This window comes from Pseudoalteromonas sp. P1-30, from assembly GCF_001400005.1.
Taxonomy (GTDB): domain Bacteria; phylum Pseudomonadota; class Gammaproteobacteria; order Enterobacterales; family Alteromonadaceae; genus Pseudoalteromonas; species Pseudoalteromonas atlantica.
Genome location: NZ_LKBC01000020.1, coordinates 1 through 14,624, shown reverse-complemented (window position 1 = coordinate 14,624; position 14,624 = coordinate 1). Strand labels below are relative to the sequence as shown.

The window sequence follows — 14,624 nt, the reverse complement described above, 5'->3', positions numbered from 1 at the left end:
GAGCAGGACGCGGAAGCTTTACTCGGTTTTTACTTAGCCCACTAGGTTGCAAACCTCGCGCCGCGATTTAACCGCCCCTAGATTGAACAAATTTCAATCCGCAAAGATCAGCACGCCCTAGCCTAAGCCAAGCGTAATAAACCAATATTGGATGATTACTTTAACTCACTTTTAGCTTTAGGCTATTAAAAAACAAAGTTAAATATTGAAAGGCAGTGCTACATGTTAGCTGTTTGTAGCACTAACAACGTTAAGCTACCTGATCAAATTCGGTGCCTGAACACGGGCACTTTTCGTCATTATGTTTAAGGCATTGTTGGTAATTAAACCAATGAGCCACAGCAATAAACGCCGACCCAATTAAAGTAAACGCTTTTTCGGCAACCTCATGCCCTAGCAATACCGCACATATCATAAAGGCTAACCCAATAACGCCGCAGGCCATATAACGTAAACGCTTATGCTTTTTACAGCCTAGGCTCAATGCTAATAAACTGGTGGGTAATACTGCTGCAAGAATCCATAAATGAAATTGTTCACTATCTATTTGCAGTACAGCAAAGCTTGGCAATAGCGCTAAAATAACCGGGGTTGCAAAACAATGCACTGTACACATTAACGATAACCCAATCGCCATACGATCCATAACACTTTGACTCGACTTCATTATTTCCTCTACTAAATTAGTGCCTCTACTCAAAAGCGTTACCTTTAAGGAGACATTTTAGTAACAACAGTTAATTACTATTGATACATTATAACATTTCTCGCATAATTGATATAATATAACATCTAACAAGGTAGTCAAATGAAACGTAGATCACAATTAGCTGCTCTCATAGCAGCTTTATTACCTGCAAGTGTGCTTGCATCCACAATAGAGGGCGTTGTTTTAAACAACAAAGGTAAAGTAGTTACCAATGCAACAGTAGAAGTTGAAGGCTCAGACCTTAAAGTAACCACCGATGAAAACGGTAAATTTGTAATAGCAGAGCTAAACAATGGCTTAAAAGAGCTTCATGTTGTGGCGCCAGGTTATGCTCACCTTCATCGCGATATAACAATAACGAATGATGAAAACCAATCGGTTACGTTTAATTTAAAGCGCTCACCTATTGAAGTTATTGATATTGAAGCAACCCCTATTCATATGTCGGCAATGGAATCTGCCTCACCTGTTAGTGTTTTATCTGGCGAACAACTAAGGCGACAACAAGCTGCAACACTTGGCGACAGCCTTGAAAAACTTCCAGGCGTTAATACTAACTTTCACGGGAAGGTAGCCAGTACACCAATTATTCGTGGTTTAAGCGGCCCGCGTGTACTCATAACTCAAAATGGCCTTGATGTAAGTGATGTGTCGCGCGTTGGCCCTGATCACTCTGTTGCATCAGAAGCGTCTACCGCACAACAAATTGAAGTATTACGCGGCCCAGCAACACTATTTTATGGCAGTGGCGCCATTGGTGGCGTAGTAAATGTGGTAGATAGCCGCGTACCAACCGACAGCACAACACGCGGCGAGTGGAACGTAGAACATAACTCAGTAGATAACCAAAAAGTAGCCTCGTTTAATGCCACCACAGGCACAGACTCGGTGGCATTTTATGCCGATGCGTTTTGGCGTGAAGCCGATGACTACGAGGTACCTGTAGCCGCAGATATAGATAGCGATGATGAAGAGCATCGCGGCGATTACACTGTTGAAAACAGTAATGAGGAGTCTGATGGTTTTACTGTTGGCGCTAGCTATTTAATGGATAACGGCTTTATTGGCTTAGCAGTAGAGCAATTTAATCGTCAATACGGTATTCCGGGCCATACGCACGGTGATGAAGAGGAAGAACACAGCGACGAAGAAGAAAGCGTATTTGCTGATTTAGAGCAAACTAAAGTGCAATTATTAGGTGAGTACAACCTAGATAATAAATGGCTAAACAAAGTAAACCTTCGCGTTGGCCACACCGACTACGAACACGCTGAAATTGAAGGTGGCGCTGTAGGCACCACATTTAAAAACGAAACAAACGAATTACGCATAGACCTACTACATAACCAATTTAGCGAGTGGAATGGCGGCATTAGCTTTCATTACAAACAAAGCGATGTTGAAGCACAAGGTGAGGAGGCCTTTACCCCTCCATCAGAAACCGAAAGCTTTGCTGTAGCGTTAATGGAAGAAAGGCACTTTGGCGATTTTTTAATGCAGTTAGGTGGGCGTATTGAGCGTGTAACCATTGAAGCAGGCGACGTATTACTGCCAAACATTGACGCTCATGCACATGATGAAGCGCAAGAAGTCGACGAGCATGATCACGAAGAAAGCGCAGAAACCACTCGTGTATTTGACGTAGAGCATGAATTTACGCCAATCAGTTTATCTGCAGGCGTAGTGTGGGATTTTACACCTAACTATAATTTAGGACTTTCTGTATCGCGCTCTGAACGTGCGCCTTCTGCCTCTGAATTGTTATCGTTTGGGCCACACATTGGTACTGGCACTTACGAAGTAGGTGCACTATTTGATTTAGATGAAGACGGCCATTTAGGTTTATCTAGTCAAACAATTGACCTAGAAACAGCCAATAATATCGATTTAACACTACGTAAAACCCAAGGCGATATTGGCTTTATTTTAAATGCCTTTTATAACCAAGTAGATAATTACTATTACCAAATAGACACCGGTTTATTCGCCGAAAGTGGCCACGACCATGGCGATGAAGAAGAAGGCGCTGACGAACACGACCATTCATCAGAACTGCCGGTTTATTTATTTAAAACAGACGACGTAATTTTACACGGGTTTGAAGCGCAAATTGCGTGGCAATTAACCGATGAATTTAAAGTAGATTTATTCTCAGATTACGTTCGTGCACGCCTAAAAGACGGCGGCGATTTACCCCGTACTCCACCGCTTCGTTTTGGCAGCGAACTAAGCTATCAAACAGATAAACTCAGTGCGCATATTCACGTTACTCGCTATCAAAAGCAAGACCGCACAGCCCCACAAGAAACAGCAACAGACGGCTACACATTGGTTGATGCAAGCATCTCTTACGACCTTTCAGTATTAAACCAAGATATGTCTGTGTACCTGCGAGGCACCAACTTAACAGATACAGAAGCACGCGTGCACAGCTCGTTTGTAAAAGATATAGCGCCACGTCCAGGGCGTAGTTTTGCGCTAGGTATTCGCGGTTATTTTTAAGTATTAAAAAATTATAATTAAAGGAAATAAACATGAAAAAACTATACAAATTAAAGCTTATTGCACTGGCTATTAGCACTACATTTATTACAGCCTGTGGCGATGCCCAGACCAATATTGTAGAAAAAGATCCTATTGTTGTAGAAGATGAACACGATCATGACGGTGATGATCACGACCATGATGATGGCTACACAATTGATTCATTAGGCAGATTAGCTGTACTGGCAGGCGATAGCAACGAAGCCAGCTTTTATGACCTAGATGACAACGCTTTACTTGAAACATTTACCCTGACGAATGATTCAAACACGCTATCGTCATCACCTGATTTTCGTTATGCCATTATTGCAAGCCGCGCACAAGATTACTTAGGCTTTATTGATGGTGGTTTATGGCGTGAAGACCATGGCGAGCATTTACACGACTACGAGCAAAGCCCAGCGGCTAGCAGTTATGAGCTAACAAGTGGCAGCCGACCTACTCATCTTGTAAAACACGATGGCCAATTAGCTGTTTTTTATGATGGTGATGCAGAATCAGGCACGGTTGCCTCTGTTGAAGTATTAACAGATAACGACATAACCAGCGCAACAGCAACACTTCCGGGTATTAGTTACGATATTAATATGCACGGTGTAGCAGAGCCTCGCGGTGAGCATTTATTATCAACACTTCGCCGTGATGACAGCGAAAGCACATCGGTTGCTAAAGTACTGCCAGACCAAATAGGTGTTTATCACTTTCATGATGGTGAATACGAGCTTGAACAAACCTTAGAAGTTACGTGCCCTGATTTACACGGCGCGGCACAAAACCACGACTACGTGGCATTTGGCTGTAGTGATGGTGTGTTATTAGCCCACCAGCACGATGATGAATACGAAGCTGAAAAAATAGCGAACATTGCAGCCGTTGGCGATTTACGCATTGGTAGTATTTATGGCCACGAAGATAGCGAGACCTTTATTGGCGTAGCATCTGGCCATGGTGGCGGCGAAGCCGTAATTGTAACTATTAACCCAGCAACAGCACAAATGGAAGAACTAGAATGGCAACTAGCCGATGGCGCAAGTGCTGTGTCGTACTCTTTTTCTGCCCATGGCGAGCACTTTTTAATATTAGACAGCTTAGGTTTTTTAAATGTATTTAGCGCACACGACCATGATGGCGAAATGCATTGGGAGCTTGAAGGCCAAGTTAATATCACCGAGCAAGATGTATCAACCATGCCAGAGGGCATGAGCTTTAGCATGACAGTGGCGCAAAATGGTCAGTTTGCTTATGTAGCCGACCCTATTGCTCCGCACGTTGTGCAAGTACACCTTGAAGACTTAGAAATTGAAAGTGAGGTTGAGCTTACTTTTGCTCCTAGTGCAATTACTTGGCTTGGTATTGCGCAAGAGGAAGAAGACGACGATCACGACCACTAATTTCACTCTTTAAAAAGAGTACTCCCTTGAAGGTTGGCGTTTTAATGCCAACCTTTTTTTATTCACATTTTGTAACAGACCTTTTATCGCAAGTGCATCGCTATTTATAACCTTATTGTTATGATGTAACAGCTATTAATATAGGATGTAATCCCATGAAAAAATTAACAACATTGGCGCTTGCCTTGGCTGCGGTTATTGCACCGAGCGTATCGGCCTATGAAACTAAAGACACTCGCTTACTTCGCTTTCCTGATATTCATAACCAAAACGTGACCTTTGTTTACAGCGGCGATATTTATATTGCTAATACACAAACCGGCGAAAGCAAACGTTTAACCGACCACATTGGTTTTGAAACATTTCCTAAGTTTTCTCCTGATGGTAAGCGCATTGCGTTTTCGGCTGAGTATAACGGCAGCCGCCAAGTTTATGTAATTAACAGCGATGGCTCAGGCCTTAAGCAGCTTACATACTACAACGATGTTGGCCCAATGCCGCCGCGTGGTGGCTTTGATTACCGCGTTTTAGATTGGACCGCCGATGGTAAAAATGTGGTGTTTAGAGCAAACCGCACACCATGGGGCAAACGTATGGGTCGCCCTTATATGGTCCCTGCAGACGGTGGCCTTGAGCAGCCTTTAGCCATTCCAGAAACTGGCGGCGGTATGCTCTCCCCTGATGGTAGCAAGTATGTTTACACGCCCATTGACCGTGAGTTTCGTACCTGGAAACGCACCCGTGGCGGCCGTGCCCAAGACGTATGGATTTACGATTTAGAAAATAACACTTCAGAGCAACTTACCACTAACCGTGCAACCGACCAGCAACCTACCTGGGTTGGCGACAATATTTATTTTGTATCTGATCGTGATTACACACTAAACCTTTATCAATATCGCAAAGGCAGTGAGCCTAAAAAGCTCACCAACTTTAAAAACTTTGACGTACTTTGGCCCTCAGCAGGCCCTAATGCGGTTGTGTTCGAAAACGGCGGTTACTTATATCGCTTTGACGCAAAAACACAAAAAAGCACTAAGCTGAGCATTAACATTGCCGGTGTGCGCCAATACGCTATGCCGTATAGCAAAAATGTAAGCGACTTTATTGATTCTATGTCGATTTCTCACGATGGCAAACGTGCTGTATTTACAGCCCGTGGCGAGCTATTTAGTGTACCTGTTAAACAAGGGCCTACGCGTAACTTATCGTATACAGATAAGAGCCGTGAAATAGACGCAAGTTGGTCGCCAAATGGGCGTTACATTGCTTACATGAGCGATGAAAGCGGCGAGTACGAAATTTACTTAAAAGATCGCAGTAAAAATAATGCCATTAAGCAACTCACTAGTAATGGCACTATTTGGCGCTTTACGCCTATTTGGTCAGCTGATAGCTCAAAATTATTATTTGCAGATAAAAACCACACACTGTGGTGGTTAGATGCAAAATCGGGCAAGCAACACAAAATTGATACCGGCATTTACGACGAAGACGGCATTACTCAGTATACGTGGTCGCCTAACAGCCAAGACATTGTGTATGTTAAAAATAACGAAAACCGTTATGCCTCACTGTGGCACTACAACCTTAAAGAAGAAAAGGTAACGCGCTTAACAGACGAAATGAGTAACGAGCAAAACCCAACCTTTTCGCCAGATGGCCAATACCTTTACTTTAGCTCTGAGCGCGACTTTAACCTTGCGTTTAGCAGTTACGAGTTTGACTACATGTTTAACCGCGCCACCCGTATTTATGCGGCTGCAGTAAACGACAGCGTTAAACCGCTTATTGCCTTACAAAGTGACGAAACCACAATTGTAAAAGACGATGACGACGAAAAAGAAGACGACAAAAAAGTTAAAAACGCACTGCAAAGCAGCGACTTTATGCAACGTGTTACCGCGCTTAATGCACCAGCGGGCGATTACCGTGGCTTAACCGCAGTAAAAGACGGCGTGCTTACACTTGCCAATGGTGGTTTACAACTTATAGGCACCGAGCACGATAGCGAGCTAGAAACCGTGGCTAAAGGCGTTAGCCATTACACTATATCGAGCAATAGCGAGCACCTGCTTGTACATACAAGCGGCGGTTACAGCTTGATTGAGCCTAAACCAAAGCAAGACTTAGACGCCAACAAGCTCGATTTAAGCAAAATGACGCTTAAAATCAACCCGCAAGCTGAGTGGCAACAAATGTACGTAGAAGGCTGGCGCACATTGCGTGACTGGTTCTACGACGAAAACCACCACGGTCAAGATTGGGATGCTATTCTAGCTAAATACCAACCTATGGCTGATGCTATTAGCCACCGTAGCGACCTTGATTACGTACTTAGCGAAATTGCTGGCGAAATTAACTCCGGCCATATTTACGTGCAATCGGGTGATATGCCAAAAGCCGAGCGTAAAAACCACGGTTTATTAGGCGCTAAGCTTGCAAGCGATCCATCGGGTTACGTAAAAATAGAGCAAATCTTTAAAGGTGAAAACTGGCATGACGATTTCCGCTCACCGCTGGGGACTACTGGTGTAAAAGCACATAACGGCGATTATATTATTGCGGTAAATGGCCGCTCGGTTAAAGACGTTGCTAACTTTTACGAACTCCTTGAAAACACCCAAGGCGAGCAAGTGGAGCTGGTGCTAAACAGCAAACCGCGTAGCAAAGGCGCGTGGCAAGTAACAGTAAAACCTGTAGCCAGTGAGCAAGGCCTACGTTATTTAGATTGGGTTAACTCGCGTGCAGCCTACGTTAATAAGCTATCAAATGGGCGTATTGGCTACGTACACCTGCCAAATACCGCGTATGAAGGTAACCGCGCCATGTTTAAAAACTACATGCCGCAAACAACCAAAGACGCCATGATTATTGATGACCGTTACAATGGCGGTGGCTATATTCCTGAGCACATGATCACCTGGCTTGCACGTAAACCACTTAACTATTGGAAACGCCGAGGCACTGAGCCGACTAAAACGCCACAGTTTGCACACGATGGTCCTAAAGCAATGCTAATAAACGGCTATTCAAGCTCAGGCGGTGACGCAATTCCTTACTACTTTCGCCAAGCGGGTTTAGGTAAGCTAATTGGTACGCGTACATGGGGTGGCTTAATTGGTATTTCTGGTAACCCTGGCCTTGTAGATGGCGGGCAAGTAATTGCTGCTACATTCCGCATCTTAGACAACGATGGTAACTGGATTATAGAAAACGAGGGCGTTGCACCTGATATTAAAGTGGTTGACCGCCCAGAGCTTATTTATAAAGGCCAAGATCCATCGATAGAACGCGCTGTACAAGAGTTATTAAAGGAGCTTAAAGAAAACCCTAAGCAACCTTTAGTGGTGCCGCCAGCGCCGTCTAAGTTTTAATTTGCTGCATAGCTAAACAAGCTAATACCAATAAAAAACCCTGCAAATTTGCAGGGTTTTTATTAATTCGAGTTTGATAACTTATATGTATTAAGGCTTATCTTTTTCTCCAGCCGCTCCATACATCATCTATATCATCGGCTTTATGTTTTTTCTTTTTCTTGCCTGTGCCTTCTGGCTTTGCCATTGGCTTATCGTTTTTAAGTGCAAGGGCCGCATCAAGGTTTGCTTGGTTTACAGCAAAACCCGTTACTTCCTCACGCTCTAAACGAAGTTTGTTTTTCTTCTCAATAATTTTAAAGTGATGAAAGTCTTCATAATCAATTAACGATAACGCTAAACCCACTTCACCGGCACGGCCGCTTCGGCCAATACGGTGCATGTAATCAGCGGGGCTACGCGGTAGATTAAAGTTAATAACAACAGGCAGTTTGGCAATATCTAAACCACGGGCTGCTATATCGGTGGCTATAAGTACTTCTATTTCGCCCGCTTTAAATTTTTCTATTACGCGAGTACGCTCACTTTGGCCTTTATCACCATGAAATACCTGTGCGTTAATACCACGCTTTTCAAGCTTACCTGCTAAGTGCTCACAGTCTTTTTTAGCGTTTACAAAAATAAGTGCTTGGCGCCATTTATGCGCTTTAATTAAATGCGCTAAAACCGTGGTTTTTTCGCCTTTATTAACCGTAAATACGCGCTGTACTAAGGTGCTTTCGTCTTTACTTTGAACTTGTATTTCAACAGGGTTAGTTAACAGCTCTTGCGTTAATTGAGTGACTTGCTCTGGGAAGGTTGCTGAAAACAACATAGTTTGTTTTTTAGCAGGCATTAACGCTAATAGCTCGGCAAGCTCTTCGGTAAAGCCAAGACTTAACATGCGGTCGGCTTCATCAAGCACTAAGGTTGTTACTTTATCGAGCTTAATAGCATTGCTTGAGATTAAATCGAGCAAACGCCCTGGCGTTGCAACAATAATATCGGCGCCGCTACGTAGAGCCTGCATTTGTGTATTAACCGACACACCACCAAATACTGCTACCGTTTTAATTGCGCCATTAAAGTTAGCAGAATACGATTTAACGCTATCGGCCACCTGCGTTGCAAGCTCACGGGTAGGTACCAAAATAAGCCCAGTAACAAAGTTACCTTTGCTCGCTGTTTTTTTAGCGCCTTGCTCTAAAAATAACTTTTGTAGCATAGGCAAAGCAAACGTTGCTGTTTTACCTGAGCCAGTATTTGCCCCCGCAATTAAATCGCTACCAGCAAGTACACTTGGAATCGCCTTAGCTTGAATTGGCGTAGGTTGGTTATATTCCAAATCGGTTAAACGAGCTTGTAGCTCTGGAATAAGGCCAAGATCGTTAAAGGTACTAGGGCTTGTTGCTGAGGTCATAAAATTGTGGGCTTATTGCTAAAAAAGTAGCCTGTAATTTTAGCGTATTTAGCGCTTATTAAGTAGGGATTAGTGATTTAAATGTGGTTTAAGTAATGGCTGCGAGCGTCGAGCTACAAGCTTCGAGGAAATTTGACTGTCACCGTGAGCACTCCAAACTTAAAGAGGCTTTCATAAAAAGCCAACAACTAAGTTAGCAATATTATTAGTTCTTGCTAAGTTCTGCTTGTAACCTAGCTTTTGTTTCTCTTAAATAATTTATATAAGGATATGAGTCGTCTGCTATCGCTAAAGCAGATTCCATCTGTTCAAGCGCTTGGCGAGTATCGCCCTGCATTTCATAAACGTAGGACAAGGCCGAAAGCGCATCGACTGATTTTGGGTGGTTTTTTATATTGTATTTAAACACTTCTATAGCACGGGTAAACTGCTTGCTACCCGTTAAGTTATAACCGAGTGATCTAACAGCACGATCTGGTGGAGATATTTGCTCGCCCCATTGCTGAGATAATGTTTGATAATAAGCATCAATAGATTCTATATCATCGCTTAAAGCACTGATTGGCATTTGCTTAGGTAAAAATAAGTTGTAATAGGCATTAAATATGCCTGCAGCAGAGGTTAAGCCATGCGAGATACCATTGAACGCATCACTAAAAAAGCGTAACCCTTGCACTTTATGCGATTGCAGTGATTGCTGTAATTCATCGTACCTTTCACGCATTAAGCCAGCTTCTTCACCAATATTTATATAAACATAGTTATTCAGATCTTTTGATTTATTGATAAACGACTTAGCCGCTTTTACCGGTGCGCCATAGTTCCACCAAACCGCAGGGCTGTAAGCAATGTGTGCTTGGAAAAGCTCAGGGTTAGCTTGCATTGTATAAAGTGCAAACACGCCTGCCGCAGAAGCCCCAGCAATTACATTAAAGTTGTGCGTACGGTAACTTTTATTAATCAAGGGCATAAGCTCTTGCTCAATAAATGCTAAAAACTTTGCTGCACCACCGCCTTCACCTACCGGGCCTTGTGGCTCTTTATTAACTGTGGGGTATAAATCTCTTAAGCGATTGGTATTTTCAATAGCGACAATAATAACTTCAGGCGCACGATTATCATTTTGTAAACGCTCCATCACTGCACTTATAAGTGGTATGTTACCCGCGCCATCAAGGCGATAAATGATCGGATAAACTTTGTTTGGATTAGCTTGATAACTCTTTGGAAGCTGGACTACAACTGTGCGCTCTTCGTTTAAAACGGCTGAATTAATAGTATGTGTTTGTTGCGTATAGCTAATGGTTTGCTGTTTTAAATCAGGCTCTGCAAATGTGTTATTAGAATAAAATATAAATAAACTACATATAAAAACAGCGGTTAATATACGCATTACTAATCCTTTAGAAAATAGTGTGTTATTTAATCTAACAGGCTTTAAGGTACAAAAAAAGCGCATTAAGCGCCTTTTTATCTTTAACAGGTAATTACCAACCTTTTGATTTTACTCAACAGTAACCGATTTAGCTAAGTTACGTGGTTGGTCAACGTCTGTGCCTTTAATTACCGCTACGTAATACGAGAGTAACTGTAATGGCAGTGTGTAAACAATTGGCGCAATAATGTCGTCAGTGTGGTTTACGTTGATTACACGCATTGTGTCGTCTGACTCAAAGTGTGAATCTTTATCTGCGAATACATAAATAATGCCGCCACGTGCACGTACTTCTTCTACGTTTGATTTAAGCTTTTCTAATAGCTCATTGTTTGGTGCTACAACAATAATTGGCATGTCGGCATCAATAAGTGCAAGTGGCCCATGTTTTAGCTCGCCCGCTGCGTAGGCTTCTGCGTGAATGTACGAAATCTCTTTAAGTTTAAGCGCACCTTCCATTGCAATTGGGTATTGCGAGCCACGACCTAAAAACAGTGAGTGATGCTTGTCGGCAAATTCTTCTGCAAGGTCTGCAATGCCATCAGCAAGCAGTAATGTTTCTTCAAGCTTAGCAGGAAGTACTTTTATAGCATCTACAATAGCGCTTTGATCAAGCTGTTTTTCTTGAGCTATAGACGCAGTAAGCATTAACAAACCAACAAGCTGTGTGGTAAATGCTTTAGTAGAAGCTACGCCAATTTCAGCGCCCGCTTTAGTCATAAAGGCTAGGTCTGATTCGCGTACAAGCGATGAACCCGGTACGTTACAAATGGTCATTGAGGCCATGTAACCTTGCTCTTTAGCTAGGCGTAACGCAGCTAGCGTATCGGCTGTTTCACCCGATTGTGAAATAGTCACAAGTAGGCTGTTTGCGTGTACATACGATTGGCGGTAGCGGAACTCAGAGGCAATCTCAACATTACAGCTAACGCCTGCAAATTGCTCAAGCCAATAACGTGCAACCATACCTGAATGGTATGACGTACCACAGGCAATAATTTGTACGTGTTTTACGTCTTTAAATATTTGTTGAGCGCTGTCGCCAAAGGCATCAATTGCTACGCGGTCGTCGTTTAAACGCCCTTCAAGGGTATTGCGTACTGCAAGTGGTTGCTCGTAAATTTCTTTTAGCATGTAGTGGCGGTAATCGCCTTTGCCTGAAGCATCTTGCGTGATATTTGATTCAACAACTTCACGTTCTACAGCGTCGCCATTTTCACCAAAAATTTCTACTGTATCACGCGTAATGCGGGCTACGTCGCCTTCTTCTAAAAAGATAAAGCTACGAGTAACTGGTAATAGTGCTAACTGATCAGACGCAATAAAGTTTTCGCCAAGGCCTAAACCTATAACCAGTGGGCTACCTGAGCGCGCTACGATGATTTCGTTGTCGTTTGCTTTATCAAATACAACCGTACCAAACGCACCTTCAAATTGCTTAACCGCTGCTTGAACAGATGCAAGTAACGTAGTGTGTTGCTTACGAAGTTTATGAATTAAGTGCACCATTACTTCGGTATCGGTTTCAGATAAGAACTCGTAGCCTTCTTCTTTAAGTGATGCGCGTAGGCTTGCGTGGTTTTCAATAATACCGTTATGCACAAGTGCTAGCTGGTTGTTTGATACATGCGGATGAGCGTTTTCTTCAGTAACGCTACCGTGTGTTGCCCAGCGTGTGTGTGCAATACCTGTATGACCACTAACGCCTGCTTTCTCAAGTGCGGCTTCTACGTTCACTACTTTACCGACGGCTTTTACAGTATTTAGCGTAGAACCTTCTAATAGTGCTACACCGGCAGAGTCGTAGCCACGGTATTCAAGACGTTTAAGGCCTTCAACTAAAATTTTGTTTACTGGACGTTCTGCAACCGCCCCAACTATTCCACACATAGTGTCTCCATTAATTTTTTAATTCTAGTAACTCGCTTTGTAGTTACTAATCAATAATCTCTGCACAAATTAGTTTTACACCACACGCCTCAATCGCTTTGCGTTTATCATCTGCTAAGCCAGTATCGGTTATTAAAGTGGTTACTATTTTCCACGGTAATTCTAAATTTGGTATTTTTCGGCCAATCTTATCTGATTCAACCATAACGATTACTTCACGGGCGGCCTTTGCCATAACTTGGCTTAAGCCAACTAACTCATTAAAGGTAGTTGTGCCGCGTTTTACATCTATGCCGTCTGCACCAATAAATAGCTGATCAAAATCATAAGAGCATAATACGTTTTCGGCAACTTGCCCCTGAAACGACTCAGAATGCGGATCCCAAGTACCGCCAGTCATTAAAAGTGTTGGCTCGTTTTCAAGTGATAGTAAACGGCTCGCAACTTTAATCGCGTTAGTCATTACAACTAACCCGTGCTTATTTGCAAGCTCTGGGATCATAGCGGCCGTAGTACGCCCGCTATCAATAATAATACGGTTATGATCTTTTATAAGTGCAGCAGCAGCCTTTGCTATTGCTACTTTGCGCTTAGAGTCTATTTCGTCGGTGACGATTTCTTTTGGCAGTGCGATAGCACCGCCGTAACGGCGCAGTAATAAGCCACTTTTTTCAAGCGCGGTTAAATCTTTACGAATGGTTACTTCAGATGTTTGAAACTGCTCCGCAAGCTTTTCAACAGCCACTTCACCTAGCTCATTTACCTGAGTAAGTATTAAATGACGGCGTTGCTGTGTGTTTCGTTTAGTCATAAAGCTCGTAGATTAAGTTTCGTTTCGAAAGAAGTGCAATTCTAAACGAAACAAGTTAAATGGCAAGTGAACGAGTAAAAATAAAGCAGCTTTCAACAAGTAATAATAAAGGTAAAATAGTCACAGCATCTCTTAACTAAACAAAGAAACTTTAATGCAGCCATTTAATAGCTTAAACAAAGAGCTTTTAGCCCTACGTAAACAAACAGGCGAAATATGCCGACTCTTTAATAAAAGCCCGAGTAAAGGTAATTTAAAACGCATTAAAGAGCTATTCGCTCAATGCGGTGAAGGCGTAATTATAGAATCAGGTTTTCATTGCGATTATGGTAATCAAATAGCTATTGGTGATCGTAGCTTCATAAACATTAACTGTACGGTATTAGATGCCCCAATTAGTGAAGGAGCTATCAGCATTGGTGATGACTGCTTAATTGGCCCCAATGTTCAGCTATTGACTGTATCCCATGCTGTTAACCCTACACAGCGACTGAATAAAGAAAACTTTGCTGCTCCTATTACAATAGGCAACAACGTGTGGATTGGCGCAGGTGCAATTATTTTAGCGGGCGTATGCATTGGGGATAACAGTGTTATTGGTGCGGGATCTGTAGTTACTAAAAATGTAGAGGCGGATACTGTTGTTGCTGGTAATCCAGCTCGTGAGATAAGAACAATATAATTATAATCGATGTTTTTTAGCGTCGGGAGTCGCTACGCTCGCCCGACCTACATTCTAGAAGTAGATGAGTGTACATTAATTGTCCGCATTTTACTTTTCTACGGACGTAAAAAAGCCCGGCTCTTTCGAGTCGGGCTTTCTTTTATTTGGAGCCTGGCAATGTCGTAGTGCCCATAGCGATAGAGAGTCACATAGCAAATGCTACACTATCGTTGGCCGGGCTCGCCTTCGAGCTGTTTTACTTCTCTGGTGAGTTAGCCATGGGTCTGGCTATTTATTAAATCCCAGACAGCAAAAAACCCGTCACATCGCTGTAACGGGTTTCTCTTATTTGGAGCCTGGCAATGTCCTACTTTCACATAGCAAATGCTACACTATCATCTGCG

The 14,624-nt window shown here is 42.8% G+C and carries 9 protein-coding genes; 4 read left to right on the top strand and 5 right to left on the bottom strand.

Annotation, left to right across the window (positions count from 1 at the left end):
• Positions 1–250 precede the first annotated feature (250 nt).
• A complete protein-coding gene (locus tag AN395_RS18290) occupies positions 251–667 on the bottom strand; it encodes a MerC domain-containing protein (protein WP_054983869.1) in 417 nt (138 codons plus the stop codon).
• Between the two features lie 141 nt (positions 668–808).
• On the opposite strand from AN395_RS18290, the gene AN395_RS18285 reads away from it, so the two are divergent.
• The 3 genes from AN395_RS18285 (at position 809) to AN395_RS18275 (ending at position 8,021) form a co-directional block, all read left to right on the top strand.
• Entirely contained in the window at positions 809–3,211 is a 2,403-nt protein-coding gene (locus AN395_RS18285; protein WP_054983868.1) for a TonB-dependent receptor, read from the top strand.
• Between the two features lie 32 nt (positions 3,212–3,243).
• Positions 3,244–4,644 carry a hypothetical protein gene (locus tag AN395_RS18280; RefSeq protein WP_054983867.1) on the top strand — a complete coding sequence of 467 codons (1,401 nt, stop codon included), beginning with the start codon at positions 3,244–3,246 and terminating at the stop codon, positions 4,642–4,644.
• 155 nt (positions 4,645–4,799) lie between these two features.
• Positions 4,800–8,021 carry a S41 family peptidase gene (locus tag AN395_RS18275; RefSeq protein ID WP_095206688.1) on the top strand — a complete coding sequence of 1,074 codons (3,222 nt, stop codon included), beginning with the start codon at positions 4,800–4,802 and terminating at the stop codon, positions 8,019–8,021.
• 97 nt (positions 8,022–8,118) lie between these two features.
• Here AN395_RS18275 and AN395_RS18270 read toward each other — a convergent pair whose 3' ends face one another.
• The 4 genes from AN395_RS18270 to AN395_RS18255 form a co-directional block, all read right to left on the bottom strand.
• A complete protein-coding gene (locus AN395_RS18270) occupies positions 8,119–9,420 on the bottom strand; it encodes a DEAD/DEAH box helicase (protein ID WP_054983865.1) in 1,302 nt (433 codons plus the stop codon).
• Positions 9,421–9,625: 205 nt separating this feature from the next.
• Positions 9,626–10,813: an alpha/beta hydrolase-fold protein gene (locus AN395_RS18265; protein WP_054983895.1), complete on the bottom strand. Its 1,188-nt coding sequence runs from the start codon at positions 10,811–10,813 to the stop codon at positions 9,626–9,628.
• Between the two features lie 111 nt (positions 10,814–10,924).
• Positions 10,925–12,745 (bottom strand): glutamine--fructose-6-phosphate transaminase (isomerizing), encoded by a 1,821-nt coding sequence (gene glmS, locus AN395_RS18260; RefSeq protein ID WP_054983864.1) that lies wholly within the window; start codon positions 12,743–12,745, stop codon positions 10,925–10,927.
• 46 nt (positions 12,746–12,791) lie between these two features.
• Complete coding sequence (locus tag AN395_RS18255) at positions 12,792–13,556, bottom strand: DeoR/GlpR family DNA-binding transcription regulator (RefSeq protein WP_054983863.1); 765 nt, start codon at positions 13,554–13,556, stop codon at positions 12,792–12,794.
• A gap of 154 nt (positions 13,557–13,710) precedes the next feature.
• On the opposite strand from AN395_RS18255, the gene AN395_RS18250 reads away from it, so the two are divergent.
• Positions 13,711–14,238 (top strand): sugar O-acetyltransferase, encoded by a 528-nt coding sequence (locus AN395_RS18250; protein ID WP_054983862.1) that lies wholly within the window; start codon positions 13,711–13,713, stop codon positions 14,236–14,238.
• Positions 14,239–14,624 lie beyond the last annotated feature (386 nt).

Excerpts from the sequence above, each read along its gene's own strand:
- AN395_RS18290 (WP_054983869.1), bottom strand. The coding sequence starts at position 667 with ATGAAGTCGAGTCAAAGTGTTATGGATCGTATGGCGATTGGGTTATCG.
- AN395_RS18285 (WP_054983868.1), top strand. The coding sequence starts at position 809 with ATGAAACGTAGATCACAATTAGCTGCTCTCATAGCAGCTTTATTACCT.
- AN395_RS18280 (WP_054983867.1), top strand. The coding sequence starts at position 3,244 with ATGAAAAAACTATACAAATTAAAGCTTATTGCACTGGCTATTAGCACT.
- AN395_RS18275 (WP_095206688.1), top strand. The coding sequence starts at position 4,800 with ATGAAAAAATTAACAACATTGGCGCTTGCCTTGGCTGCGGTTATTGCA.
- AN395_RS18270 (WP_054983865.1), bottom strand. The coding sequence starts at position 9,420 with ATGACCTCAGCAACAAGCCCTAGTACCTTTAACGATCTTGGCCTTATT.
- AN395_RS18265 (WP_054983895.1), bottom strand. The coding sequence starts at position 10,813 with ATGCGTATATTAACCGCTGTTTTTATATGTAGTTTATTTATATTTTAT.
- glmS (WP_054983864.1), bottom strand. The coding sequence starts at position 12,745 with ATGTGTGGAATAGTTGGGGCGGTTGCAGAACGTCCAGTAAACAAAATT.
- AN395_RS18255 (WP_054983863.1), bottom strand. The coding sequence starts at position 13,556 with ATGACTAAACGAAACACACAGCAACGCCGTCATTTAATACTTACTCAG.
- AN395_RS18250 (WP_054983862.1), top strand. The coding sequence starts at position 13,711 with ATGCAGCCATTTAATAGCTTAAACAAAGAGCTTTTAGCCCTACGTAAA.